This window comes from Nocardia macrotermitis (genome assembly GCF_009604405.1).
GTDB lineage: Bacteria > Actinomycetota > Actinomycetes > Mycobacteriales > Mycobacteriaceae > Nocardia > Nocardia macrotermitis.
In genome coordinates this window covers 173,233-198,726 of record NZ_WEGK01000012.1, presented here as the reverse complement: position 1 = coordinate 198,726, position 25,494 = coordinate 173,233, and the positions used below count along the sequence as shown (strand labels likewise).

Sequence of the window (25,494 nt, the reverse complement as noted above, 5' to 3'; positions counted from 1 at the left end):
CGCCGGGAACCACCACCCCCTACGGCGTCCGCCGACTCCCGCGTGTGCCCGGCACCAGGTGACTCTGCCGATCCGCCCGCGACGGATTCCGTTGTGGCCGTACCACTTCCGGCCACGCTGTGCTGCGGCACCGGATCCTCGCCGCGCGCCCCGGTCGAGCGCGAACCGCTACCGACCACACTGCTCGAAGCGGGTGCGGATCCTGTCGTGGCCGTATCGCTTCCGACGGTGGTCTGCTGTGGTGCCCGATCGTCCGCACATGATCGTGTCGGGCGCGACCGCCGCCTGGAACCACCATCGCCCCCTACGGCGTCCACCACGTCCGGCTCGGTGTCGGTCGCATCGGTCGGCACCGGGTCGGCCGGGCCGTGAGATGTGGGGGAATCCGGTGTGCGGGAGCGGGATTGGTTGCCCGGGGTGCTGGTGTGCGCTGGTTGCGGGTTTGCATCGACTGCCGAAGCGCGGGGGTCGGCCTCGGGGGTGGGGTCGTTCATGCGGGGGTGTTGTAGAGGGCGTGGGACAGGGCGGTCAGGATGCGGCCGGTGTTGGGGCCGAAGCTGAGCAGCACCGCGTCGGCCATGTCGATGACGCGCTGGTTCCTACCGGCGTCGGTCTGGGCGACGCCGGGGATCTTGGCCAGGCCCGCGACGCCGCCGACCGATGCCAGGCCGTCGGACATGACCAGGAACACGTCGGGATTCGCGCTGATCATCGACTCGCTGGTGATCGCGGTGAACGGTTCGGTGATGCCGGCGGCCTGCCCGGCGTCGGTGCCGCCCAGGGCGGTGATCAGCGCGTGGGAACCGAAACTCGGTCCGGCCATCATGGTGATGGCGGTGCTGCGCAGGTACAGGAACGCGATCTTGGGGGCCGGACTCTGTTTGGGCACCGCGGCGATGGCGGAGTCGATCTCGTGCTGGGTGCGCTGGGCCAGCGCGGTCCCGGCCCGCGGCACACCCAGCGCGGCGGCCACGGCCTGGATCTGCGGGCCGACACCGGCCAGGGTGCGCGCGGGATCGAAGTAGACCACGGTGATACCGAGCGCTCCGAGCTGATCGCGCAGGGTCGGTGTGGCGCTGACGGTGTCGGTGAGGAACACCGAGGGCCGTTGCGCGGCAACGGCTTCGATGTTGATGCTGCCGCTGCCGCCCGCGACGCTGGGCACATCCTTCGCGGCCGGGAACGCCGCGGAGGTGGAGCGCCCGACCAGGTTCGCGCCCAGCCCCAGCGCCCACACCGTCTGGGCCAGGGTGCCGTATTGGTCGACCGCGACGATGCGGCTGGCGTCGGTGACCGTCACCGCGGACCCGTCGAAGGAGTGCACGGTCACCGGCAGCACCGGATGCGGCGCGGACCCGATCGGCACCGGGTTCGTATCGGCCAGGGTCGCGGTGGCCGGACCGTGCTGGGTGCTGCTGGTGGTCCCGCCGGAGGATCCGCACGCGGCGACCGCCGCGACCAGGACGACGGCACAGACCGTCTGGGTGAGGCGGCGCAGCGGCCGCGCGGACGCGGTGCGCGAGGATCGGACCAGGCAGCTCATGAAGGCAAGCCTAAGTGGTGCCCGCGGGTGCTGGACGGCGGCCCGGCGGAGGCGTGCCGGGCACCACACCGCGCCGGTGCGCGGGCCGCGGTCGCGACGGCTCGCGGCCGACCGGGACGTTCGAGCCGCGGCTCAGATACTGCTGACGTCGTCCAACGCCGCGGCGATCGCGTGCGGCAGTTCCAGGGTTTCCGCGGCCAGCACACCGGTGAGCTGCCCCATATCGCGTGCCCCCACGATCAGCGAGGCCACCGCGGGCCGGTCCCGCACCCAGGCCAGCGCCACGGCCAGCGGGGAGGTGCCCAGGCCGTCGGCGGCGGTGATCAGCGCGTCGACCACGCGGTCGGAGTGCTCGTCGAGGCGGTCGCGGATCTGCCCGCCGCCGATGTCGTCCGCGCCACGCGAATCCGCGGGCACCCCGTCCCGGTATTTGCCGGTCAGGATGCCCCACGCCAGCGGTGTGGTCGCGATGAGCCCGAGGCCGTGATGTTGCGCGGCGGGCACGATGTCGTGTTCCACACCGCGCGCGAGCAGCGAATACGGGGTCTGCGCGACGGTGATCGGCGCGGCGCACGCCATGGTGGCCAGCTGCCAGGCGTCCAGTCCGCGCACGCCGCCGTAGCGGACCTTGCCCGACTGCACCGCGTCCTGCACCGTGGCGGTGATCTCGTCCAACGGGGTGTGCGGATCCCACGCGGCCACACTCCAGATGTCGAGGTGGTCGGTGTCCAGTTCGGTGAGGGTCTGGTCGAGTTGACGCAGCAGGGTGCGCCGCGAGGCGTCCACCCGCCAGCGCGGTTCGGCCGCGGGCGCCCCGTCCGGATCGGTCACCGGGACCGGAGTGATGCCGGCGCAGCCGCTGAGCACCAGATCGTGGCGGGGGACCAGTTCGCCGATCAGCTCGCCCAGGATGCGCTGGGCCGCGCCGCCCCCGTAGGCGGGGGAGGTGTCCAGCAGTGTGCCGCCCGCCTCCACGAACGCCACCAGTTGCACCGCCGCGTCGTCCGGGTCGGTTTCCCGGCCCCAGGTGTGGGTGGCCAGGCCGATTCGGGAGACCCGCAGGCCACTGCGCCCGACCACCCGCTGTTCCATCACCGTGCGCATACTTCCGTCACATCCAAGAGCCTAGGGCCACAACCCGTTCGGATACCGGCAAGGCACGGCGAACCGCCGCGGGCGCCGGGTTCGGTGCGCTTCGCAACGATGCGTTCGCACTCGATTCGCTCCCGGTGGACCGGTGCGCCGGATCGTTATCGGCGCGCGCGCACCGTGCGAGCAGCGAAATCCTCGATGCCGGAACCGGATTCGCCCTGGGCGTAATCACCGATCGGGTGCGTCGGTCGTTCGTGACGTGGCCGCGACGGCGAGATCGCCTAGGCTGGGGGCATGACGGTGATCCTGCTCCGGCACGGGGTGTCGACCTCGAACACGGCCCACACGCTGTCCGGGCGCACCCCCGGAGTGGAACTCACCGATCGTGGTCTCGAGCAGGCCCGCGCGCTGGCGGAACGCTTGGCTCCCTTGCCGATCGAGCACATCGTGATCTCCCCGCTGCTGCGGTGCGCGCGCACCGTGGCCCCGCTGGCGGACAAGCTGGCCCTCGAGCCGGTGGTCGAGGAGCGGCTGGTGGAGGTCGACTACGGCGACTGGACCGGCCGCAAACTGGCCGAGCTGGTGAAGGAACCGCTGTGGTCGGTGGTGCAGCGGCACGCCTCGGGCGCGGTGTTCCCCGGCGGTGAGGGCTTGGCCGATGTGCAGTACCGGGCGGTGGCCGCGATCCGCGCCCACGAGCGGGCGTTCAGCGAACTGCACGGGCGTGATTCGCTGTGGGTGGCGTGCACGCACGGCGATGTGATCAAATCGGTGCTCGCCGACGCCCTGGGCATCCATCTGGACGGATTCCAGCGTCTGATGGTGGAGCCGGCCTCGATCAGCGTGGTGCGGTACACCCCGGCCGGTCCGGCGGTGTGGCGCTGCAACGACACCGGCACCGATCTGTCAGCGCTGGCGACCCCGCCCGAGCAGCGCTCACGCGAACCCGCGGGCCCGGTCCCCGGTGGCGAGGTCGGTGGCAAATAGTGCAGTGTGGTTTCAGGAGGTGCAGATGAGCCGAGCAATTCACGTGTTTCGCACCCCCGATCGTTTCGTCGCCGGGACCGTCGGTGAACCGGGCGATCGCTCCTTCTATCTCCAGGCCGTGGAGCAACCGCGGGTGGTCAGCGTGCTGTTGGAGAAGCAGCAGGTCAAGGTGCTGGCCGATCGGATGGGTCTGCTGCTGGACGAGGTGGCCCGGCGTTTCGGCGCCAGCGTGCCGCCCCAGGCCGACGACGTGAACGACACCGGGCCGTTGCAGACCCCGATCGACGCGGAGTTCCGGGTGGGCACGATGGGCCTGGGCTGGGACGCGGACGCCAACGCGGTGGTGGTGGAGTTGCTGGCGATCACCGAGACCGAGGTCGACGAGTCGGTGGTGCTCGACGACACCGAGGAGGGCCCCGACGCGGTGCGGGTGTTCCTGACCCCTTCGCAGGCACGGGAATTCGCGTTGCGCTCGGCGCGGGTGATCGCCGCGGGGCGGCCGCCGTGCCCGCTGTGCGGGGAGCCGCTCTCGACGAAGGGGCATATGTGTGTGCGCACCAATGGGTACAAGCGCGGCGGGATCTTCGGTCCGGCCGATCTCGAGGACTGAGCGGTGAGCGTGTCGCGCCCGTGTGATCCGTTCTACGCCGGTGATCTGGCCGTGGTCGGGCGGGTCAGCACGGCCAGCAACCTGACCCTGGTGTGCGAGATCGCACCCGATGGCACGGTCCGCGAAACCGCGCCCGCCGCACCGGAATCGGCATCGGACGCGGGTGTGCGCGTGGTGTACAAACCGGTGCGCGGGGAACGCCCGCTGTGGGATTTCCCCGACGGCACGCTCGCGGGCCGCGAGGTCGCCTCCTATCTGGTGTGCCAGGCGTTGGGGTGGACGGTGATCCCGGAGACGATCCTGCGGGAGGGCCCGCTCGGGCCGGGCATGGTGCAACGCTGGGTCGAGTCGGTGGACAACCACACCGAGCGCGGCGACCGCCTGGACCTGGTGGATCTGGTGCCCGCCGGGACGGTGCCCGAGGGTTTCCGTGAGGTGCTGCGCGCGGTCGACGGCGCGGGCGCGGAGGTCTCGCTCGTGCACGCGGACGACCCGCGCCTGCAACGCATGGCCGTGCTGGATGTGCTGCTGAACAACGCCGACCGCAAGGGCGGACACGCGCTCGAGGGGTTGGACGGCACGGTGTACGGGGTCGACCACGGGATCTGCCTGCACACCGAACCCAAATTGCGCACGGTGCTGTGGGGGTGGGCCGGTGAACCGGTGCAGCAGGAGCTGATCACCGACATCACCGCGTTCGTGCGGGCCCTGCCGGGGCAGATCGGTGATTCGCTGGCCGAGCACATCACCGACGAGGAGATCGAGGCGCTGCTCACCCGGGGCCGGCGGTTGCGCGATGATCCGGTGATGCCGCTGCCCCGCACCTCACGCCCGATTCCCTGGCCCGCGTTCTGAGCCCGGCCCGGGGCGGCCGGGCCGATGTTCGGTCCTGCGAGATTGCAATGGTTGCGGTTCGGCGCCGGGTGTCCCGGCGCAGGTGAACACCAGTGCCCGCGGGTGCGATACCGCACCGGCAGGCGGGGGTGGCGCTCACCGGCGCCGCTGAAACCTCTACTCTCGAATCATGCAGTCCTGGTCCGATATCGCTGTCCCGACCGTCCCCGGATCCGGACCGCCGTTGCGGTTGTTCGACACCGCCGACGCGCAGGTGCGCCCGGTCACCCCCGGCCCGACGGCCACCATGTACGTGTGCGGCATCACCCCGTACGACGCGACCCACCTCGGGCACGCGGCCACCTACCTGACCTTCGATCTGGTCAACCGGGTGCTGCGCGACAGCGGGCACGAGGTGCACTACGTGCAGAACGTCACCGATGTCGACGACCCGCTGTTCGAACGCGCCGAACGCGACGGGGTCGACTGGCGGGATCTGGGTAGCCGTGAGATCGCCCTGTTCCGTGAGGACATGACCGAACTGCGGGTGCTGCCGCCGCGCGAGTACGTCGGCGCGATCGAATCGGTCGGCGAGGTGGTCGAACTGGTCGACAAACTGCTCGCCTCCGGCGCGGCGTACGTGGTCCCGGACGCCGAATTCCCCGACGTGTACTTCCGCCACGACGCCACCGAACAGTTCGGCTACGAGTCCGGCTACGACCGCGCCACGATGGACCGGCTGTTCGCTGAACGCGGCGGCGACCCCACCCGCGCGGGCAAACACGATCCGATCGACGCGCTGCTGTGGCGTGCTGCGCGCCCGGGGGAGCCGTCGTGGCCCTCCCCGTTCGGTCCGGGCCGCCCGGGCTGGCATGTCGAGTGCGCGGCAATCGCTCTGAACCGGGTCGGCCCCGAATTCGACATCCAGGGCGGCGGGAGTGACTTGATCTACCCGCATCACGAGTACTCCGCCGCGCACGCCGAGGCACTGGTGGCCGGACGACGTTTCGCCCGCCACTACGTGCACGCGGGCCTGATCGCGCTGGACGGGGAGAAGATGTCCAAATCACGCGGCAACCTGGTGTTCGTCTCCCGGCTGCGCCGCACCGGCGTGGACCCGTCCGCGATCCGGCTGGGCCTGTTCTCCGGACACTACCGCCACGACCGCGAATGGTCCGATCCGGTTCTCGCGCAAGCCCTCTCACGCCTGGACACCTGGAAACAAGCCGCCGCCCTGCACTCCGGTCCCGCCGCCACCGACACCATCGCCCGAGTTCGCCAGCACCTGGCCGACGACCTGGACACCCCCAAAGCCCTTGCCGCACTCGACAACTGGGCCCAGGAAGCACTCCGGTACGGCGGCCCGGACACCACCGCCCCGGCCGCGATCGCCACCGCGGTCGACGCGCTACTGGGCATCGGCCTCTGAACCACCCGCACCCCCGGTGATGCCCGAAGGTAACCGGGGCACGCGCGCGCGGACACCGTCGCATAGTCTCGTACTCGCTCGAGGAGATAGGACGGTGTGAGCTGTGTCCGGTGTCGATCGAATCCGTTCGGTGCGTAAACAACTGCGCGCGGGCGGAGAATTGGCCGCGGTGGTCCGCAAGAACCCACGCATCGCCCGCGACCTGGTCGCGGGAATGGTCGCCAGCAGGAAGGCAGCGGCCACCCCACCGGCCCCGCCCACCCCGCCGGACGCGACCGCATCCCCCTCCGCGGAGGAACGACGCGAACGCCTGGCCCCGGCGGGTCTGAACGAATTCGCCAAGACCGCGCACGCGGACCAGGTCGTGGACGCCCCCGTCGAGACCGTCGCGGCATACCTGCGGGATCTGAACCGGCTCGGGGACTGGTTCGTGCTGCACGGCGGCTGGCGCGGCGACCCGCCCGGCACGGTCCGCGAGGGCGCGCAGTTCACCCAGCAGGCACAGATCATGGGACTGCCGGTCGACATCGCCTGGACCGTCGTCACGGCCGGGGACCGCGGTTTCGAACTGCGCGGCCAAGCCCCGCAACAGGTGCGACTCGGCTACTGGATCACCATCTCCGGCAGCGGCCAGCACGCGGTGGTCGACTTCGACGCCGGCGCGGCCGGACCACCCGTGGAAGGCCCGCTGGGCGGATCGGTGATCCGCAGCCTCGGCGAGGCCATGCGCGAATCCCTGGACCGGCTGCCCGCCGCGATCGCCGCGGCCGGCCCACTCCAGCTCACCCCAACGCGAAAGCCCGTGCTGCACACCGCCTCCGGCATCGAACTCGACCCCACCACCCCGGTCCTGGTCGGAGTCGGCCAGGTCGTGCAACGCACCCCCGACCCGCAGTACCGCGACCCGGCCGCACTCGCGGTCCAGGCCCTGCGCCAGGCCGCGCGCGACACCGGCGCGGGCGAAGGACTGCTGCGCCAGACCGACGCGGTGTTCGCGGTGGCGTGCGCGTCCTGGCAGTACCGCGACCTGGGCGCGGTCGTGGCCGAACGCCTCGGCGCCGGCACCGTGGACACCGTGCAGTCCAGCACCTTCGGCGGCGACGGCGGACAACTGGTCATCAACGAGGCCGCCGCCGCCATCGCGGCGGGGGAGTACGACATCGTCCTGGTCACCGGCACCGAAGCCGGCGCCACCCAGGCCGCGGCCCAACGCGCCGGAATCGACCCGGGCTGGCCCGCCCAGCCCAGCTCGACCACCCCGACCCGCACCGTCGGCATCGACGAAGCCGCCAACAACGCCGCGGAAACCGCCGCCGGACTGATCGCGCCGATCAACATGTACGCGCTGATGGAATCGGCCAACCGGCACCGCCTGGGCCGCACCCCCGCCGAACACGCCGCCGCGATCGCCCGGCTGTGGTCCGGATTCTCCACGATCGGCGCGAGCAACGAATACGCCTGGCAGCAGCAGGAATTCACCGCCGACCAGATCGCCACCCCCACCGCGGACAACCGCGTCATCTCCACCCCCTACACCAAACTCGAATGCGCCAACCTGCAGGTCGACATGGCCAGCGGCATCATCCTGACCAGCGCCGCGGCCGCGGCCGAGGCCGGTATCGCCCAGGACAAATGGGTGTTCCTGCACGCGGGCGCCTCCGGCCACGACGAATGGTTCACCAGCGAACGCGCCGACCTGGCCGCCTCCCCGGCCATCCGCACCCTCGGCAACGCCGCCCTCGCACACGCCGGGATCGGCGTGGACGACCTGGCGCACGTGGACCTGTACGCGTGCTTCCCGGTCGCGGTGCAGATCGCCGCCCGCGAACTCGGCCTGCCCCTGGACGACCCGAAACGCCCCCTGTCGGTGACCGGCGGCCTCACCTTCGGCGGCGGCCCCGGCAACAACTACGGCGGCCACGCGGTCGCCTCCCTGGTCGGCGCGTTGCGCGCGGACCCGCAGTCCTACGGCCTGTCCACCTCCCTGGGCTGGTACGTCACCAAACACGCGCTGGGCATCTACTCCGCGACCCCGCCCCGCACCGCCTACCGGCACCTGAAACCGGTCATCGACAACCCGCCCGCGCGCCCGGCCCGCAGCGACCACCAGGGCCCCGCGGTGATCGAGGCCTACACGGTGCCCTTCGGCCGCGACGGCGAACCCGAAGCCGCGGTACTGAGTCTGCTGACCCCCGACGGCACGCGAATCCTGCTGCGCAGCACCCGATCCGAACTGATCGACGAACTACTGAACGATGACCTGCTCGGCCTGCCGGTAACGGTCACCGACGGGCAGATCACCGTCGAAGCCCGCGAACGCGTCGAGCTGCCCCCGCCGCCCCCGGCGCCGGTACTGGTCGAACGCAGCGGACCGGTCACCATCATCACCCTCAACCGCCCCCACGTCCGCAACGCGGTCAACCTGGCGACCGCGCTGGCCATCGAACGCGCCCTGGACGCGTTCGACGCCGACCCCGCCGCCCAGGTCGCCATCATCACCGGCGCGGGCGGATACTTCAGCGCCGGAATGGATCTCAAGGCCGCCGCCACCGGCGAGGTCCCCATGACCCAGGGCCGCGGCCCGCTGGGCATCACCGCCGAACCACCGGCCAAACCACTCATCGCCGCGGTCGAGGGACCCGCGCTGGCCGGGGGCTGCGAGCTGGCGCTGTCCGCGGATCTGGTTGTCGCGGCACAGGATTCGACCTTCGGCATCCCGGAGGTCAAACGCGGCCTGGTCGCGGTCGGCGGCGGAGTGCTGCGCCTGGCCCAGCGGCTGCCACGCGCCATCGCGATGGAACTGGCCCTGACCGGCGACCCCATCACCGCCACGCGCGCCGCGGAACTGGGCCTGGTCAACGAACTCGCCGAACCCGGCCACGCCCTGGACGCCGCACTGGCCCTGGCCGAACGCATCGCGGTCAACGCCCCACTGAGCATCCAGGCCAGCAAACGCATCATCGACGAATCCGCCGACTGGACCACCGACGAGGCATTCACCCGCCAGGGCGAACTCGCCGCCCCCGCACTGTCCTCCCGCGACGCGGGCGAAGGCGTCCTGGCCTTCGCCCAGAAACGCACCCCGGTGTGGGAAGGCCGCTGACCCCCGCTGCATGATCGCGGCCTCGAACCCGCATCGCAAGGTTCGAGGCCGCAATCGAATTCAGTTCCGGCTCAACAGGTTCGGCCGATCACATCACACCCGCGGAGGCTGTGGGCACTCACCGAGACCCGCATCCGCATCAGCTGTCCACGTGCACATGCGGACGCTGATGCGGATCCGGCACCGCGCGCCGCAGAATCTCCCGCGTCACCGGAGCCACCTCACCCTCACCGACGAACAGGAACTTCAGCAGGTTCATGATCGGATTGCCCTCGGTCCATTCGAAATACACGTGCGGGTTCAACCCCGTGCGGTCCCGGATGGCCAACAGGATCGCCGCGACCGAGTTCGGAATCGCCGCCGCCTCCACCGACAGGATCTTGTAACAGTCCAACTCCACCGCCCGCACATGCAGATCGGTGGAGAACTCCGAGGCATCACGCACGACCACCTCGAGGAACAGGATCGGCGCCTGCGCGGGAATGTGACTCTCGAGCCGCTGCTCGGCCTCCTTCTGCCGATACTCACCCGGCTCCCGATCCTCCACACCCTCCAGATCGTGGGTGACGATGCGGATCGTGCCACTCGCGGCGATCTTATCGATCAACCACGCCGCCTTGTCGTCGAAATCGACCTCGATCGCCCGCAACTCGAACGCCCGCCGCGCCCGCGAGATGAACGACACCACGATGATCGCGACGATGAACAGCGACGCCAATTGCACACCCTCGGGCTTCTCGAAGACGTTCAGAATCGTGGTGTACACGAACACCGCCGAAACCACCCCGAACCCGATCGCCTTACCGACCTCACGCTTGCGCGCCGCCGACAGCGTCACCGCGACCGCCGCGGAGGTGATCAGCATCAACACACCCGTCGCGTACGCGCCGCCCTGGGCATCGACATCGGCATCGAAATACCAGGTGATCCCGAACGCGATCACCGCGAACACCAGCACCAGCGGCCGCGTGGTCCGCGCCCACTCCGGCGCCATCCCGTAGCGCGGCAGATACCGCGGCACCAGATTCAGCAACCCGGCCATCGCCGAGGCCCCCGCGAACCACAGGATCGCGATCGTGGAGATGTCGTACACCGTGCCGAACGCATCACCCAGGTAATGGTGCGCCAGATACGCCAGCGCCCGGCCGTTGGCCGAACCACCACTGCGGAACTCCTTCTCCGGAATCAACACCACGGTGATGAAACTGGTGACCATCAGGAACGCGCTCATGATCAACGCCGCGGTGGTGAGCAGCTTGCGCGTCCCGGCGATCCGGGTGCGCGGATCATCCTGCGGCTCAGCGGGATCGCCTTTGATCTGCGGCATCACCGCGACACCGGTCTCGAAACCCGACAACCCCAACGCCAGCTTCGGGAACACCAGCAGCGACACCCCGATCATCGCGAAAACGCTGCCGTGCTGGGCAGTCAACGCGTGCGACCAGTCCACCACCAGCCCCGAGGCGGTGAACACATGCCACAACCCCACCACCGCGACCACCACGTTCAACGCCAGATACATCCCGACCAGCCCGACCGCGATACCGATCGCCTCGGCGAACCCCTTGAGGAAGATCGCCGCCAGCAACGCCAGCAACACCAGCGTGATCAGCATCGCGTGCCCGCTCAGCCAGTGCGGCACCAGCGGATTCTCCACGATGTGCGCGGCGCCGTCGGCCGCGGACAACGTCATCGTGATCACGAAATCCGTCGCCGCGAACCCCAGCAGCACCAGAATGAACACCTTGCCGGTCCAGCGCGGCAACACATCGGCGAACATCGCCAACGACCCACCGCCGTGCGGGCTCTCGCGCGCCACCCGCCGATACACCGGCAGCGCGCCCAGCAACGTCAACACCACCAGCACCAGCGTCGCCATCGGGGACAGCACCCCCGCCGCGACGGCCGCGATCCCCGGCTGATAGCCGAGCGTGGAGAAGTAGTCGACACCGGTCAGGCACATCACCTTCCACCACGACCGCTGATGGGCCTCCTCGGTCTGCTTGACCATCGGGCCGGGATGGCGCGAGTACTGATCCTCGTTCGCCCCTTCGAGCAACCAGGTCCGGAATCGAGATCGCGGCCGTTGTTCGGTCGTGGTCACGTCGTGGTCCCCCTAGGGAGCGGTTCATCCGGGAAATCCGGAAACTCGGCATCGTCGGGGTCAATCTACGCGGCGTGGCGCGGCGTGTCGTGAGTGGCCGCCGACGTGTCCGTCACCCGAGTCGGCCGCGCGCGGGGGAGTGTGACCGACTGTCCGTCAGCGACCACTCCTAGCCAATCACGCCAGAATCAGCAAGTGTGACGACCATCACAAAACTGGGTATAGTCACTGGTCGTCCCGTGTGTATCGACACCTTCTCGGAGGATCCCTCCGTTTGCCGCTGTTTCGAACCGGGTAAACGTGGCATTCGTTGCCATTCTGTAACCCGCATGGCGACATCGAAATTCCGCACTGCGACATCGCGGTGCCCTCAACACCACGGGGAGAGGAGCTCGCGCGTGACAAACCGCGACCCGCAACCACAACAACGACGATCCGTCGCCGCCGCGGCCATGGGCAACGCCACCGAGTGGTACGACTACGGCGTCTACGCCGCCACCGCCACCTACCTCACCCACGCCTTCTTCCCCGGCTCCCTCGGCACCATCGGCACCCTGCTCGGCTTCGCCATCTCCTTCGTCCTACGCCCCGTCGGCGGCATGTGGTGGGGCCCCCTCGGCGACCGCATCGGACGCAAAGCCGTCCTGGCCGTCACCATCCTGCTCATGGCCACGGTCACCGGACTCATCGGCATCATCCCCAGCCACGACAGCATCGGCATCGCCGCCCCCATCCTGCTGATCGTCCTGCGCGTCATCCAGGGCTTCTCCACCGGCGGCGAATACGGCGGCGCCGCAACCTATCTCGCCGAATCCGTCGACGACAAACGCCGCGGCTTCCTGGGCAGCTTCCTGGAATTCGGCACCCTGAGCGGCTTCATCGGCGGCTCCGCGGTCGTACTGCTCATGCAGGTCATGCTCGACGACACCCAGATGCAACAGTGGGGCTGGCGCATCCCGTTCCTCATCGCCATCCCCCTGGGCCTCGTCGGCTGGTACCTGCGCAGCAAACTCGACGAATCCCCGGTCTTCACCGAAGTCGCCGAACAGGACCACCCCAAGGGCGGCCTGCTCAAACTCCTCACCGACTACCGCCGCGAACTGCTCACCCTCGCCGGCCTGGTCATCGCCCTGAACGTCGTCAACTACACCCTGCTCGCCTACATGCCCACCTACCTGCACGGCACCATCGGCGTCAGCGACACCCAGACCACCGCCATGGTCCTGATCGGCCAACTCGTCATGGCCCTGGTCCTACCACTGGCCGGCGGACTGTCCGACCGCATCGGCCGCAAACCCATGTGGCTGATCTCCCTCATCGGACTCGGGCTGCTGTCCATACCCATGTACTGGCTCATGGGCAAGGGAATCGGCTGGGCCATCACCGGATTCATCGTCCTGGGCCTGCTGTACGTGCCACAGCTGTCCACCATCTCCGCGACCTTCCCGGCGATCTTCCCCACCCACGTGCGCTACGCCGGATTCGCCCTGTCCTACAACGTGTCCACCGCGCTGTTCGGCGGCACCGCACCCCTGATCAGCCAATGGGTCATCGACGCCACCCACTGGGACCTGTTCCCCGCCTACTTCATGGTCGGCTCGTGTGTCCTGGGCCTGATCGCGTGGGTGTTCCTGCGCGAAACCGTCGGAGCGTCCCTGCGCGGCACCAGCGTCCCGGAAAGCGGCGAGATCCCCATCGTGGAGAAACAGGACGCCGTCTGACGGCATCCACCCCGGCCGTGTTCCGTGAGCTCGCGGAACACGGCCGAACCAGGGGAGCGGGACCCGCTCGGGCCGTAATGGCATGCGGGACAGCCGAACCCTCGGCACCACGGCTCTCGCGGACCATCGCACGCGGCACAACCGGGCAGGTCCAGGACTTTCGCCGACATTGTGCTCGACCCCGGAATCCACGTGCCGCCGTTGGCAATTCTCCACGAATCGGACAATCGACACCCGAGTTGTCCAGCGCGAGCGCGGATTCCAGCACCGAACCTGAACGAACAACTGGATTGCCGAGCGATTGCTGGGGTACTCTACGGCCGGAATACATCAGTTCGGATGTCGGGAGTGTGGTGTGAATCGTTTGATGCGAATACTGGTCCTGTTGTTGATACCGGTGGTGGTCCTGGTCGGCGGGTGCAAGAGCTCGTCATCCTCCAGCGCCGCCAGCAGCGGTGCGGAACAATCCATTCCGGCGGACCCCACCGGCACCGCCGCCGACGCGCAGGCCGAGGACACCAGCTGTCCGACCTCCAACACCAAAGCCTTCGCCAAGACCCGGTTCGTCGCCCACACCGGCCTGGCATTCGGCACCTTCCACCGCTGGATGTACAAGCCGATGAAGGCGGGCACCTTCAAGAAGGGCGCCAAGGGCCGCATCACCGCCTTCGTCAAGGGCGGCTTGGCCGCACTGTTCATCAAGCGTGAGGTCCGCCTGGCACTGGAAGACGCCAAGGCGAATCCCACACTGTGCAAGACGATCTCGGCCCCGCTGGGCAAACTCGGCGACACCGTGCAATCGGCCTTCGACAAACTCAAGAGCGGCGACAGCTCCGGCGTAGACGGCCTCAACACCCTGATCAGCCAAACCGAGGACACCTCCAAGAAGGACGGCGTCACGATCACCGAAGACGAGAACGGCGACCTGACCAAGTCCCCGAGCTGACCCTCGTCTCACCAGTGCGGGCGGACCCATCCGGGCCCGCCCGCACTGGTGTCCGGACAACCCGCCGCCGAGCAACTTGATCCCATAGTTACGTCACAGTGACGAATCGAGACGAGATTCCCATGAGGGGGAGTTGGGGCCGTCCGGTCGACTCGCCGGACCGAGCCGCCCAGCCGCGATCGGAAAAATTCCGTTTCAAGATCGAATATACGAAAAATACTGTTGCACACAGGATTTCGATCACATCGGGCCGGAGCGGACGCGCCGCACACCCGCATCCAACGCCAACGCTCGAAGCCAGCAGTCCGGACGCCACAGACTCGAACATGCCGAACCCGTTGCGTAACACCATAATTCCCAGCTCGCACCACCCACATCATTGCGCCGATAATTGACATTATGTCAAGTAAGGACATCGAACCGCAGATTCCGCGAACTCGAACCCGTCAAGCACACTCCCCCCAGCTGGACCGGCTCTCGCCATGCCGAGTCGTCAAGTCCCGGTGGGTGGCGCACTGCCGAACTCCGGCCACTCGTCTCACATCAGCGAGACCGCCTCAGCCTCGACGAGACAGGACATCTACCGTGCAGCCCCTGTTCGCATCCTGGCTGCTGCGACGACAAGCTTGGGCCCGAGAGTATTTCGAACGCCCTCAGCGGTGCGGAGTCAGCGTGATGGCGCCGACGACGACCGCACCGAAATACGCCGGACCGGTGTATCCGCCATGCCCGTCGCTGTTCAGTACGACTCGATGGCCGGGAAACAGGTCCACGTAACCGCCGTCGGGTGTCGGATGGATCGGGTAACGGCCGATGAGTACCAGGTCCTGGCCCTCGACATGCGCGTCGCGCTGTAGCAGCACGACACCGGACGACAAGGTCGTGGATGTGTAGGTGCCCGGCGCGACATCGGCAGAGGCCGGCCCGGTAGCGCCGAAGAACGCGGCACCGACCGCAACACCGACCGCGGCGGTCCGGACCACGACTGAATGGGCAGGTCTGGGCATGATCAATCCTCTCGGCTCAGCCTGTTCACCATAGACCGATGGATGTTGTCCGACGATCGCTTCCACCGCTACGAGGTGACCCCCGGGCCGGACAGGACCCGGTCGGATCGAGGACGTTGCCAGGCGTCACGAATTTCGGTGAGTTGGGCGGTGGCCGCTCCCCCCGCCTGATGCTCACCGCTGAACCTCAACCCGACTCGGCCTGCGCCGTCGTGAATCCTCCGTTCGGACAGGGCGATACCTACGATCCTGAGGTGACGCCACAGTCCGCTTCGGTGGAGTGGGTGCGGAAGGCGTTGTTCGGTGGCCGCCAGTCCGGATGCTTTGTGGCGAGATCCCTTGCCGCTGGCGCGAATTCGGCTCCGCGAGGTGGACTACAGGCGGATCTGGATGGTGCCGCCGGGGCGGGTGTGTGGGTGTCGGGAGTTGTAGTGGGCGGCGCTGTTGTCGTAGACCTGGGATTCGGTCATCCAGGTGGATTGGTAGTCGCATTCGCCGCAGATTGCGCGGAATCTGTTGTTCGCCTTGTGGTTCGACTCGGATCTGTAGATGAGTAAGGCGATGACGCCTATGACTACCAGGAGGCATGCGAGTCCGCCGTCCATGGTTCCCACTCCCCTCGACTTCGCTGCTCGGGATCCGTCGTAGTCCGAAAGCTAGGTGGGTGGGTGGTGCGGGGACAGTCGGTCGGGGTCGATTCGGGTGGTTGTGCCTGGTCGGGGGTTCGGCGGCGGTTTTCCGGACCGGAATCGGGTGCGGCGATCGGTGTGGGTGGCGGTGGCTGCCGAGTATTCACCTGCGGTCCGCCGATATGCCGGACGAAGAGGTTTCCAGCCGGTAATCTCGGCGGCATTGATCTTGAGACGCGCGTCACAGGCGGGTGGGTCGGATTTCTGTGAATTTCCGCGAACCCCTCCCCTTCTAGACTTGAATGAGTCATAATTATGAACGTGTCCAGTACAGCCGAGTTCGAGCGCATGCTGCGCGGTGCCGCCCTGCGGGTGACCGCGCCGCGGATCGCGGTTCTGTCCGCGGTGCACGAGCGGCCGCATTCCGATACGGACTCGATCCTGAGCCGGGTGCGCGAGACGCTCGGGACGGTCTCCCATCAGGCCGTGTACGACGTGTTGCGCGCGCTGACGGCCGCGGGTCTGTTGCGGCGCATCCAGCCCATGGGGTCGGTGGCGCGCTACGAGACGCGGGTCGGGGACAACCATCATCACGTGGTGTGCCGCTCGTGCGGCGTCATCGCCGATGTCGATTGCGCGGTCGGCGAGGCGCCGTGCCTGACCGCGTCGGACACCAATGGTTTCGTCCTGGACGAGGCCGAGGTCGTGTATTGGGGTCTGTGCCCCGAATGCCTTGCAGCCCAGCACAGTTCACAATCTCGAATCTGAGTACAGCCCGAATCACCCCACTCCCGAAAGGAATATCGTGGCTGAGGAAAACGCCCCTGTTGGACTCCCCATCGCCGAGGCGAACACCGAACCCGCCGTGGGCGGTTGCCCGGTGGTGCACGGTCGCCTGAAGTACCCCTCCGAGGGCGGCAGCAACCGTGACTGGTGGCCGGACCAGCTGAATCTGAAGATCCTGCAGAAGAACCCGGCGGTGGCGAATCCGCTGGGTGCGGACTTCGATTACGCTGCGGCGTTCAAGACGCTGGATCTGGGCGCGGTGAAGCAGGACATCGTCGAGGTCATGCACACCTCGCAGGACTGGTGGCCCGCGGACTTCGGGCACTACGGCCCGCTGTTCATCCGGATGGCCTGGCACGCGGCGGGTACCTATCGGGTGCACGACGGTCGTGGTGGCGCGGGTGCGGGTATGCAGCGTTTCGCGCCGTTGAACAGCTGGCCGGACAACGCGAGCCTGGACAAGGCGCGCCGGCTGCTGTGGCCGGTGAAGAAGAAGTACGGCAAGAACCTGTCGTGGGCGGACCTGATCGTGTTCGCGGGCAATGTCGCGCTCGAGGACATGGGTTTCGAGACGTTCGGTTTCGGTGGCGGTCGTGAGGATCGCTGGGAGCCGGAGGAGGACGTGTACTGGGGTCCGGAGCAGATCTGGCTCGGCGACGAGCGGTACACCGGTGAGCGGAATCTGGAGAACCCGCTCGCCGCGGTGCAGATGGGTCTGATCTATGTGAATCCCGAAGGCCCGAACGGTAATCCGGATCCGCAGAAGGCCGCGATCGACATTCGTGAGACGTTCGCGCGGATGGCGATGAACGATGTGGAGACCGCGGCGTTGATCGTGGGTGGTCACACGTTCGGTAAGACGCACGGTAACGGCAACGCGGATCTGGTGGGTCCGGAGCCGGAGGCCGCTCCGCTCGAGGAGATGGGTCTGGGCTGGAAGAACGGTAACGGTACCGGTGTCGGTAAGGACGCGGTGACCTCGGGTCTGGAGGGTATCTGGACCACGACGCCGACGCAGTGGGACAACACGTTCCTGGAGATCCTGTACGGGTACGAGTGGGAGTTGGAGAAGTCTCCCGCCGGTGCGTGGCAGTGGATTCCGGTCGACGGCGGCGGTGCGGGTACGGTCGCGGACGCGCATGTCGAGGGTAAGACGCATGCGCCGACGATGTTGACCACGGATCTGGCGTTGCGGTTCGATCCGATCTACGAGCAGATCACGCGCCGGTGGCTGGAGAATCCGCAGGAGTTGGCGGATGATTTCGCGAAGGCCTGGTACAAGCTGACGCACCGTGACATGGGTCCGGTGGTGCGGTATCTGGGTGCGCAGGTGCCGAGTGAGGAGCTGCTGTGGCAGGATCCGGTGCCCGCGGTGGATCACGAGTTGGTGGACGCGGCGGATGTGGCGGCGTTGAAGGCCACGGTGCTGGCGTCGGATCTGACTGTGGCGCAGCTGGTTTCGACCGCGTGGGCGGCGGCGTCGTCGTTCCGTGGCAGTGACAAGCGTGGTGGCGCGAACGGTGGGCGGATTCGTCTGCAACCGCAGGCTGGTTGGGAGGTGAACGAGCCGGACGAGTTGGCGCAGGTGGTGCGGGTGCTGGAGGGTATCCAGGGTTCGTTCAACGCCGCGCAGTCGGGTGGGAAGAAGATCTCGTTCGCGGATCTGGTGGTGTTGGCGGGTTCGGCGGCGGTGGAGAAGGCCGCGAAGGATGCCGGGTTCGAGGTGCAGGTGCCGTTCGCGGCGGGTCGTACCGATGCCACGCAGGAGCAGACCGATGTGGAGTCGTTCGCGGCGCTGGAGCGGTCGGCGGATGGTTTCCGGAACTATCTGGGTAAGGGGAATCGTTCGGCGGCGGAGTATCTGCTGATCGACAAGGCGAATCTGCTGACGTTGAGTGCGCCGGAGTTGACGGTGCTGGTGGGTGGTCTGCGGGTGCTGGGTGCGAACTACCAGAATTCGGCGCACGGTGTGTTCACCGACAGGCCGGGTGTGTTGTCGACGGATTTCTTCGTGAATCTGACCGATATGGGCACCAAGTGGGAGCCCTCCCCCGCGGATGACGGCACGTATCTGGGTAAGGATCGTGCGACGAGCGAGTTGAAGTGGACCGGTACCCGGGTGGATCTGGTGTTCGGTTCGAATTCGCAGTTGCGGGCGTTGGCGGAGGTGTATGCCGAGGATGATTCCAAGGGCAAGTTCGTGGATGATTTCGTGGCGGCGTGGGTGAAGGTGATGAACCTGGATCGGTTCGATCTGGTCTGATCCCGGTGTGGGTGGTGCCCCCGGACCGTTGCGGTCCGGGGGCACTGTCGTGTGTGCTGCTGCTCTCCTGCGGTGTGTCGGATCATGGTGTGGCGGTGGGGTTTTCGGGGTGTTGGGGCAGGGCGCAGGTGAGGCCGTCGGCCATGCCGGTGGGGCGGACGCCCAGGGCTTTGTTGAGGCGGGCGCGTTGGTTTTCCCAGGCGATGGTGGCGGTGAGTTCGGCGTATTGGGTTTCGGTGAGGGTGGCCAGCAGGCGGGTGCGCAGGTCGGGCAGGTCCGGTGGGGTGGGGGTGCTGGTCATGGCTTCGGCGAGGTCCAGGACGAGTTTTTCCAGGTCGGTGTAGGCGTCGCTGGTGGTGTGTTTCGGCAGGTCGGTGAGTTGGCGTTCGGTGAGGCCGCTCGAGTGTGCCAGGGCCGAGCCGATGTCGAGGCAGAATTCGCAGCCGATGAGGCCGGCGGTTTTGAGTTCGGCGAGTTCTTTGAGGCGGGGGTCGAGCCGGTTGCTGAGCAGGAGTGCGGTTTCGTAGGTTCCGGTGCCGATCAGGAGCCAGGGGCGGCGGGTGAGCCAGCGCAGCAGGTCGGTGCGGTGGCGGCGGGCGTCTCGGAGGGCTCGCAGGTAGTGGCGGGTTCGGGTGATTGCTCGCATGTGGTGCTCTCCCCTGTGGTGTGCGCGTGTGATGGTTTCACCGTAGCGCGGTTCCACTACATTCTGTAGTAGGTCGTGTGGGTGGGCGCGCACACCGGGCGGGGCGATCAGGGGGTGCCGAACCAGCGGGTCAGTGCCTCGCGCAATCCGGTGACGCCCTCGGGCGCGGCCCAGGCGACGATGCCGTCGGGGCGTACCAGCATGCCCGAGAGTTCGTGCGGTGCAACGGGTTTGGCGGTGACGACCAGTATGTCGCGTTGCCAGGGTGCGGCGATCTCGCGCAGGGCGGGGGTGTCGGCCAGATCCAGCAGCACCGCCCCGCCGCGGGTGCAGTGTTCGGCCAGGCGGGTGCCGTCGGCCAGCGCGATATCGGGTGCGGACCGGCCCACCAGGCGATGAGTGTCCCCCAGGTCGTAGCGGTGCGCGATGCCGGAGATCCGCTTCACGATGCCGGTCGCGCCGTCGCGGGTGGCCAGGAGTTGTTCGGTGACCGCGCGCATGGCGCGGCTGTGCGGGTCGGTGCGCATGATGGCGACCTGCGCGCGGGACCATTCGAGCACCCACTGCCCGATCGGATGCCGTTCGGTGGTGTAGGTGTCCAGCAACTCGGCCGGGGCGCGTCCGGTGCTGACGGCGGCGAGTTTCCAGCCGAGGTTGACCGCGTCGCCGACGCCCAGGTTCAGGCCCTGCCCGCCGAATGGTGAGTGCACGTGCGCGGCGTCCCCGGCCAGCAGGACGCGGCCGGTGCGGTAGTCGGTGCTCTGGCGGGTGTTGTCGGTGAAGCGGGTGGCCGAACGGACCGCCGTGACCTGCACTCGCACACCCGACACCGCGTGCAGGGCGTCCTCGAGTTCGGTGGCGGTGACCGGGGTGGTGCGGTCGGCGGGTGGCCCGTCGAACTGGACGGTCAGGATCCGACCGGGCATCGGTCCGTGCACGTAGATGCCGGTGTCGGTGCAGTTCCAGCCGCCCCGCAGCGCTTCGCCGCCGCGCATCTCGACCATCGCCTGATGTCCGGTGATCAGGGGGTCCACGCCGGGGAAGTCGAATCCGGCGAGTCCGACCGGTCCTGCTCCGGCGACGAGGACGTCGAATGTTTCGCTCATGGATGCCACGGTGCGCGGGTGTGGTTGCGGCCCTCTCGCGTGCGGCTTGCGCGAGCCCTGGCATGCGTTCGGCGCCGGCGATATCGGTCGGTGCGCGCGCGGTGCGATGTGCGAATAGTATTGCGGGCGAACAGATTGTGGCATGTCGAGCAGACCGTCCGGCTGGTTTCCGGGGGGTCGTCGAGCCGCTGCCGGTGCCGGAAATACGTTCGGGGTCAAGGGGTTCACCGTTCCGGTGCGGTACCGCGGCGTGGGTTTCGCGGACTTCGGGGAAAGGCGGGCACGATGACCGGGCCGTACCGCTCTGGTGAGCTGGACGTTTCGCGGGGGTCCCTGGCCGATCGGTACGGCGGCGGGGAGCCGGTGCGGTGGCAGGGCCAAGAGGTGGAACCGATGTATTGCCAAGCGCTGGGCGCGGATCCGACGATGCTGGGTCTGCGGTTGCGGCGCGCGGCTCCCCCGGCCGGGGTGATCGGGGTGGGGATCGCGGTGTCGGTGTTGAGCGGGTACGTGGCGTTGGCGGGGCGGCGGTTGCGCGGGGTGGATGTGTGGACCGAGGCGATGGCCGAGGGGGTGGAGATCGAATTGTGCGGTGCGGGACCGGATTCGAGGTTCACGCTGACGCCGGTGTGGTTGACCGGATGCGGTGGGCCGGTGTCGTGGCAGGGCAACTACGGGGTGCTGGTGGACCGCTCGGAGCGCACGCCGGTGTTGCGGTGCAGTACCGGGGTGGGTGCGCCGGATTTCGAGGATCTGGTGGTGGGGATCCAGGTTCGGACCGTCGCGACCGACGAGTCGCGGCATCGGGGGGCGCTGTACGAGTTGGGGGTGGCGATGCACGTGCAGGGTGAGACCGCGCAGGCATGCACGCTGTGGACCCAGGCGGCGAAGCTGGGGCATGTGGGGGCCGCGTACGACCTGGGTGCGGTGCGTTTCGGGCACGGTGAGCTCGCCGAGGCCGAACGGTGGTGGCGGATGGCCGCGGAACACGGGGACGTGCGGGCGATGACCGGGCTGGCCGAGGTGCTCGATCGGCACGGCAGCGCGGGGGAAGCGCGACGCTGGCGCGAGTACGCCGGGCAGGGATCGCGGCCCTGACCCGGCTGGTGCTCAGGTGAACGGCCAGGGCGTCAGCAGCAGGCGGCCACCGCCGACGAGGCAGGCCAGTGACGCCGCGGCGAACACCAGCACCCAGACGACGGCCGGGATGCGGGTGAGGCGGGCGAGTTGATCGGCGTCGGATCCGTCGCCGCGCACGTGCACGCGCTGGAGTTCGGCGACCGCGCGCAGGCCGCCGAACAGCAGGAACCAGGCCACCGCGTAGCCGAACACGCCTTGCACGATCACGTCGCCGTACCAGGACACCCCGAACACCGCCGCGCCCGCGACGATCACCGCCAGCAGCCCGAACATGTTGCGGATCAACAGCAACAGGATCAGCAGGGCCGCCACCACCAGCCACAGCATCAGGGTCAACCGGCCGATGCCCAGCATCGCCGCGCACCCGAGCCCCAGCAGCGACGGGGCGGGGTATCCGGCCATGGTGGTCAGGATCATGCCGGGGCCGTAGGGTTTTCCGCGCGAGACGGTGACCCCGGAGGTGTCCGAATGCAGTCGCACACCGCGCAGGGTGCGTCCGGTCAGTACCGCGACCAGGGCGTGTCCGCCCTCGTGGGCGATGGTGACCGCGGTGCGCAGGATCCGCCACACCGGCGCGTACAGCACCAGCGCCAGCGCGACCGCGGCGGTGGCGGCGATGACCCACAGCGGTGGGTGCGCGGAGACCAGCCACAGCCGATCCGATACCGAGGACACCGATATCGGTGCGGCGATGTGCGAGCAATTCACCGCCGTAGGGTAGCGGTACGTCACCGGGCGTGCAGTGCGCGCACGCCCTAAGCTGTCGGTCGGGATCGCCGGGGTCGGCTCGGCGTGCAGCAGAGGAGAGCACGATGCGGTCGCTGCGATGGGCGTGCGCCGGTGTGAGTGTGATCGGTGTCGCCGCAACACTTCTGAGCGGATGCGGTGATGTGCAGAAGGCGTTGAACAAGGGCGGGGACACCGCGTGCAGCGATTACGTGAAGCAGGATCAGGACACCCAGCGGGTGACGATCACCAAGTTCGTCAAGCAGCAGACCGGTAGTGAGCACGAGCCCGCGGGCACCGTGGTGGACGCGACGATCGTGCAGGTGAACTTCCTGTGCGGCAATCAGCGGGACTCGTCGACACCGATCAAGAAGGCCGATGTGGCGGGCATCTTCCTCAACAAATAGCCGGTGACCCAATACCGTACGGGCGCAGCGGTTTTCAGCGCAGCAGCTCGATGACCCGGGCCATCGCGTCCATGTTCGGTTCCAGGACGGTGAAATAGTTGATCCCGTACCGTTTGTGGCGTTCACGCAGCTGATCGGCCATCTGCTCGGGGGTGCCGATCAGCAGCGCCGGGATCTCCTCGGCCCGCTCGTGCGTACCGTCGGGCAGGTTGGGGGTCAGGCGGTCGAGCAGGGCCGCGCGCTGGTGCGGGGCGGCGAATTGCTGGATCAGGATGTTGAATTCGGTGCTCTCGGCGCGCTCGCCCAGCAGCTCGCGCACCCGCGCGACCCGCTGATCCAACTCCTCGGGGGTGCCCATCAGCAGCGACCCGTCGACGGTGGTGCGCCCGGCGGTGAACGCGACCACATCGGCGTACCGCGCGGCCACCGCCAACATCCGCTCACCCCAGCCCCCGATCAGCAGCGGCGGACCACCCGCGCGCGCTGGGCGCGGACGGTACTCGGGATCGGCGAACGTGGCGCGCAGTGTGCGCGCGAACTCGGCGACCTGCTCCACCCGACGCCCCGGGCCGGGGAAATCGATGGCGGCGGTATCGAATTCGGATTTCACGTAGCCCGCGCCCAATCCCAGCTCGAGGCGGCCGTCGGTCAGCAGATCGACCGTGGCGACCTCCCGGGCCAGCAGCGTCGGGTTGTAGAACGGGACGTTGAGCACGAACGAGTTCACCAGTACCCGCTCGGTGACCTGCGCGGCCAGCAGCATCGCCGGCAGCGGGGCCAGGAAACCCAGGTGATCGGCCACCCCCAGCACGTCGAAACCCGAATCCTCTGCCCTGCGGCACTTCTCGATCCACGCCTGCTTGGAGTCGGTGAGGAACATGTTGACCCCGAACCGCAACGGTGAGCTCATGTTTTCCTGTCTACCAGCCGGGTCCGACAATTTCCCCGCGACCTGGACCGGTATGCGCAATCATGGGGTGCGAGCGCCCAGGACTTCGCCCGACGACGAGGTTGGTGACCATGCCGCAGTCGCGCACTCTCACCCAGCAGCGCGCCGCCCTGGAACAGGAGTGGGCACGCTGGGCGATCCCGCACGCCCCGGCCCCGGAACCGCTCGCGCACACCACCTCCGGGCACACCACGTTGCGCAGTGAGGTCGCCCAATCCTGGCAGCGGTCACTGACCACCGTGGATCCCGAACGTCGCGCCGCACCCGCGGACGACGACGAGATCGCCACCCGCTGGGCGCATTCCCCGCTGCGCGCGCCGGTCACCGCGCTGGCCGACGAATTGCACAGCATCACCGACGATTCCGGCTTCACCGCGTGTGTCACCGACGAACGCGGCACCATCCTGTGGGTCTCCGGCGGGCGCGTGCTGCGCCGCCGCGCCGAGAAACTGAACTTCGCCCCCGGCGGGCGCTGGGACGAACCCCACATGGGCACCAACGCGATGTCCCTGGCCCTGACCACCGGACAACCCGCCACCGTGTTCTCCGCGGAACACCTGCTCGCCGCGCTGCACAGCTGGGTCTGCTACAGCGCCCCGATCAACGCCCCCGACGGCCGCCGCCTCGGCGTGATCGACCTGTCCACCAGCTGGGAACGCTCCCACCCGCTGGCCCTGTCCACCGTGCGCGCGCTGGCCACCGCGATCCGCTCGCAACTGCCCGCGGACCTGCCCGGCGAACAGCCCGGCATCCGCCTGCAATGCCTGGGCGCAGCGACCCTGTCCCGCGCCGGATGCCCGGTGCGGTTGCGGCCGCGCCAGCTCGAGATCCTGACCCTGCTGGCCCTCGAGCCCGATGGGTTCACCCCGCAGCGGTTGCAGACCGCGATCTACGGGGACCGGCCGGTCGGGGCGGGCACCCTCAAAGCCGATGTGTCACATCTGCGCCACGCCACCGGTGGGCAGATCGCGAGCCGCCGCTACCTGCTGAACCGGCCGATCTCGTGCGACGCGGTGGACCTGCTCGGCGCGCTGGCCGCCGGGGACGTGAGCGCGGCGCTGCGGCTGTATCGCGGGCCGCTGCTGCCCGGATCGGACACCCCCGGCATCGTGCGCTGGCGCGAGAGTATCGCGGTCAGCGTGCGCACCGCGGTACTCGAGAGCCCGTGCGCGGCGCACGCGGTGCAACTGGGCATCCGCTGCCCCGAGGACGCCCAGATCCACGAGCACGCGCTGGGGTTGCTGGCGCCGGGAGACTCGCGTCGCCCCGAGGTGACCGCGCGCCTGCACGCCGCCCTCACCGACTGAACCCGCCCGCACGATCCGCGCGGTGACCGGGCCTTGTTCCCTGGTCACGCGGACGCCAACCTGTTGCCAACCCTGCCGATCCACACTGACCGCGTCCCGGATCATCCCCGTGGTACGCGCGTCGGCTCGCGCGGGCACTCGCCCGGACGAGCGGGTAAC

Annotated in this window: 20 protein-coding genes; 12 read left to right on the top strand and 8 right to left on the bottom strand. The window is 68.5% G+C overall.

The window, feature by feature from the left end:
- Positions 1 to 490 precede the first annotated feature (490 nt).
- Positions 491 to 1,543: a heme/hemin ABC transporter substrate-binding protein gene (locus tag NRB20_RS26120; RefSeq protein ID WP_153413525.1), complete on the bottom strand. Its 1,053-nt coding sequence runs from the start codon at positions 1,541 to 1,543 to the stop codon at positions 491 to 493.
- A gap of 132 nt (positions 1,544 to 1,675) precedes the next feature.
- A complete protein-coding gene (locus tag NRB20_RS26115; RefSeq protein ID WP_153413759.1) occupies positions 1,676 to 2,635 on the bottom strand; it encodes an aldo/keto reductase in 960 nt (319 codons plus the stop codon).
- 294 nt (positions 2,636 to 2,929) lie between these two features.
- Here NRB20_RS26115 and NRB20_RS26110 point away from each other — a divergent pair, with 294 nt between their 5' ends.
- The 5 genes from NRB20_RS26110 (at position 2,930) to NRB20_RS26090 (ending at position 9,598) form a co-directional block, all read left to right on the top strand.
- Entirely contained in the window at positions 2,930 to 3,622 is a 693-nt protein-coding gene (locus NRB20_RS26110; RefSeq protein WP_153413523.1) for a histidine phosphatase family protein, read from the top strand.
- A 25-nt stretch (positions 3,623 to 3,647) separates the two neighbouring features.
- Complete coding sequence (locus NRB20_RS26105; RefSeq protein WP_153413521.1) at positions 3,648 to 4,232, top strand: DUF3090 domain-containing protein; 585 nt, start codon at positions 3,648 to 3,650, stop codon at positions 4,230 to 4,232.
- A gap of 9 nt (positions 4,233 to 4,241) precedes the next feature.
- Positions 4,242 to 5,087 carry an SCO1664 family protein gene (locus NRB20_RS26100; protein WP_319945433.1) on the top strand — a complete coding sequence of 282 codons (846 nt, stop codon included), beginning with the start codon at positions 4,242 to 4,244 and terminating at the stop codon, positions 5,085 to 5,087.
- Between the two features lie 169 nt (positions 5,088 to 5,256).
- Complete coding sequence (gene mshC / locus NRB20_RS26095; RefSeq protein WP_153413519.1) at positions 5,257 to 6,495, top strand: cysteine--1-D-myo-inosityl 2-amino-2-deoxy-alpha-D-glucopyranoside ligase; 1,239 nt, start codon at positions 5,257 to 5,259, stop codon at positions 6,493 to 6,495.
- Positions 6,496 to 6,598: 103 nt separating this feature from the next.
- Positions 6,599 to 9,598, top strand: a complete 3,000-nt coding sequence (locus tag NRB20_RS26090; protein ID WP_319945408.1) for a crotonase/enoyl-CoA hydratase family protein — start codon at positions 6,599 to 6,601, stop codon at positions 9,596 to 9,598.
- Between the two features lie 139 nt (positions 9,599 to 9,737).
- Here NRB20_RS26090 and NRB20_RS26085 read toward each other — a convergent pair whose 3' ends face one another.
- Positions 9,738 to 11,702 (bottom strand): APC family permease, encoded by a 1,965-nt coding sequence (locus NRB20_RS26085; protein WP_406603877.1) that lies wholly within the window; start codon positions 11,700 to 11,702, stop codon positions 9,738 to 9,740.
- A gap of 452 nt (positions 11,703 to 12,154) precedes the next feature.
- On the opposite strand from NRB20_RS26085, the gene NRB20_RS26080 reads away from it, so the two are divergent.
- Entirely contained in the window at positions 12,155 to 13,423 is a 1,269-nt protein-coding gene (locus NRB20_RS26080) for an MFS transporter (protein WP_153413752.1), read from the top strand.
- 355 nt (positions 13,424 to 13,778) lie between these two features.
- Positions 13,779 to 14,369: a hypothetical protein gene (locus NRB20_RS26075; protein WP_319945407.1), complete on the top strand. Its 591-nt coding sequence runs from the start codon at positions 13,779 to 13,781 to the stop codon at positions 14,367 to 14,369.
- 653 nt (positions 14,370 to 15,022) lie between these two features.
- Here the strand turns inward: NRB20_RS26075 and NRB20_RS26070 are convergent.
- Entirely contained in the window at positions 15,023 to 15,376 is a 354-nt protein-coding gene (locus NRB20_RS26070; RefSeq protein WP_153413517.1) for a hypothetical protein, read from the bottom strand.
- 950 nt (positions 15,377 to 16,326) lie between these two features.
- Here NRB20_RS26070 and NRB20_RS26065 point away from each other — a divergent pair.
- Positions 16,327 to 16,773 carry a Fur family transcriptional regulator gene (locus NRB20_RS26065; protein WP_319945406.1) on the top strand — a complete coding sequence of 149 codons (447 nt, stop codon included), beginning with the start codon at positions 16,327 to 16,329 and terminating at the stop codon, positions 16,771 to 16,773.
- A gap of 37 nt (positions 16,774 to 16,810) precedes the next feature.
- Positions 16,811 to 19,054 carry a catalase/peroxidase HPI gene (katG, locus tag NRB20_RS26060; protein ID WP_406603876.1) on the top strand — a complete coding sequence of 748 codons (2,244 nt, stop codon included), beginning with the start codon at positions 16,811 to 16,813 and terminating at the stop codon, positions 19,052 to 19,054.
- An 82-nt stretch (positions 19,055 to 19,136) separates the two neighbouring features.
- Here katG and NRB20_RS26055 read toward each other — a convergent pair whose 3' ends face one another.
- Both NRB20_RS26055 and NRB20_RS26050 read right to left on the bottom strand, forming a co-directional pair.
- Positions 19,137 to 19,700, bottom strand: a complete 564-nt coding sequence (locus NRB20_RS26055) for a carboxymuconolactone decarboxylase family protein (RefSeq protein WP_153413511.1) — start codon at positions 19,698 to 19,700, stop codon at positions 19,137 to 19,139.
- 107 nt (positions 19,701 to 19,807) lie between these two features.
- Positions 19,808 to 20,806, bottom strand: a complete 999-nt coding sequence (locus tag NRB20_RS26050; RefSeq protein WP_227833866.1) for an FAD-dependent monooxygenase — start codon at positions 20,804 to 20,806, stop codon at positions 19,808 to 19,810.
- Positions 20,807 to 21,091: 285 nt separating this feature from the next.
- Here NRB20_RS26050 and NRB20_RS26045 point away from each other — a divergent pair, with 285 nt between their 5' ends.
- A complete protein-coding gene (locus NRB20_RS26045; RefSeq protein ID WP_153413507.1) occupies positions 21,092 to 21,904 on the top strand; it encodes an SEL1-like repeat protein in 813 nt (270 codons plus the stop codon).
- 12 nt (positions 21,905 to 21,916) lie between these two features.
- On the opposite strand, the gene NRB20_RS26040 is transcribed toward NRB20_RS26045, so the two are convergent.
- Positions 21,917 to 22,654, bottom strand: coding sequence for a M50 family metallopeptidase (locus tag NRB20_RS26040; protein ID WP_319945405.1), 738 nt, complete (start codon positions 22,652 to 22,654; stop codon positions 21,917 to 21,919).
- 104 nt (positions 22,655 to 22,758) lie between these two features.
- On the opposite strand from NRB20_RS26040, the gene NRB20_RS26035 reads away from it, so the two are divergent.
- Positions 22,759 to 23,079, top strand: a complete 321-nt coding sequence (locus NRB20_RS26035; RefSeq protein WP_153413505.1) for a hypothetical protein — start codon at positions 22,759 to 22,761, stop codon at positions 23,077 to 23,079.
- Between the two features lie 34 nt (positions 23,080 to 23,113).
- Here NRB20_RS26035 and NRB20_RS26030 read toward each other — a convergent pair whose 3' ends face one another.
- A complete protein-coding gene (locus NRB20_RS26030; RefSeq protein ID WP_153413503.1) occupies positions 23,114 to 23,989 on the bottom strand; it encodes a TIGR03621 family F420-dependent LLM class oxidoreductase in 876 nt (291 codons plus the stop codon).
- A gap of 110 nt (positions 23,990 to 24,099) precedes the next feature.
- Between NRB20_RS26030 and NRB20_RS26025 the strand changes: the two genes are divergently transcribed.
- Positions 24,100 to 25,335, top strand: coding sequence for a sigma-54-dependent transcriptional regulator family protein (locus tag NRB20_RS26025; protein ID WP_194290008.1), 1,236 nt, complete (start codon positions 24,100 to 24,102; stop codon positions 25,333 to 25,335).
- Positions 25,336 to 25,494: the final 159 nt, after the last annotated feature.

Coding starts and splice junctions, on each gene's coding strand:
- NRB20_RS26070 (WP_153413517.1), bottom strand. CDS start 15,376: ATGCCCAGACCTGCCCATTCAGTCGTGGTCCGGACCGCCGCGGTCGGT.
- NRB20_RS26105 (WP_153413521.1), top strand. CDS start 3,648: ATGAGCCGAGCAATTCACGTGTTTCGCACCCCCGATCGTTTCGTCGCC.
- NRB20_RS26055 (WP_153413511.1), bottom strand. CDS start 19,700: ATGCGAGCAATCACCCGAACCCGCCACTACCTGCGAGCCCTCCGAGAC.
- mshC (WP_153413519.1), top strand. CDS start 5,257: ATGCAGTCCTGGTCCGATATCGCTGTCCCGACCGTCCCCGGATCCGGA.
- NRB20_RS26110 (WP_153413523.1), top strand. CDS start 2,930: ATGACGGTGATCCTGCTCCGGCACGGGGTGTCGACCTCGAACACGGCC.
- NRB20_RS26045 (WP_153413507.1), top strand. CDS start 21,092: ATGACCGGGCCGTACCGCTCTGGTGAGCTGGACGTTTCGCGGGGGTCC.
- NRB20_RS26080 (WP_153413752.1), top strand. CDS start 12,155: ATGGGCAACGCCACCGAGTGGTACGACTACGGCGTCTACGCCGCCACC.
- NRB20_RS26050 (WP_227833866.1), bottom strand. CDS start 20,806: ATGAGCGAAACATTCGACGTCCTCGTCGCCGGAGCAGGACCGGTCGGA.
- NRB20_RS26115 (WP_153413759.1), bottom strand. CDS start 2,635: ATGGAACAGCGGGTGGTCGGGCGCAGTGGCCTGCGGGTCTCCCGAATC.
- NRB20_RS26035 (WP_153413505.1), top strand. CDS start 22,759: ATGCGGTCGCTGCGATGGGCGTGCGCCGGTGTGAGTGTGATCGGTGTC.
- NRB20_RS26025 (WP_194290008.1), top strand. CDS start 24,100: ATGCCGCAGTCGCGCACTCTCACCCAGCAGCGCGCCGCCCTGGAACAG.
- NRB20_RS26120 (WP_153413525.1), bottom strand. CDS start 1,543: ATGAGCTGCCTGGTCCGATCCTCGCGCACCGCGTCCGCGCGGCCGCTG.
- NRB20_RS26030 (WP_153413503.1), bottom strand. CDS start 23,989: ATGAGCTCACCGTTGCGGTTCGGGGTCAACATGTTCCTCACCGACTCC.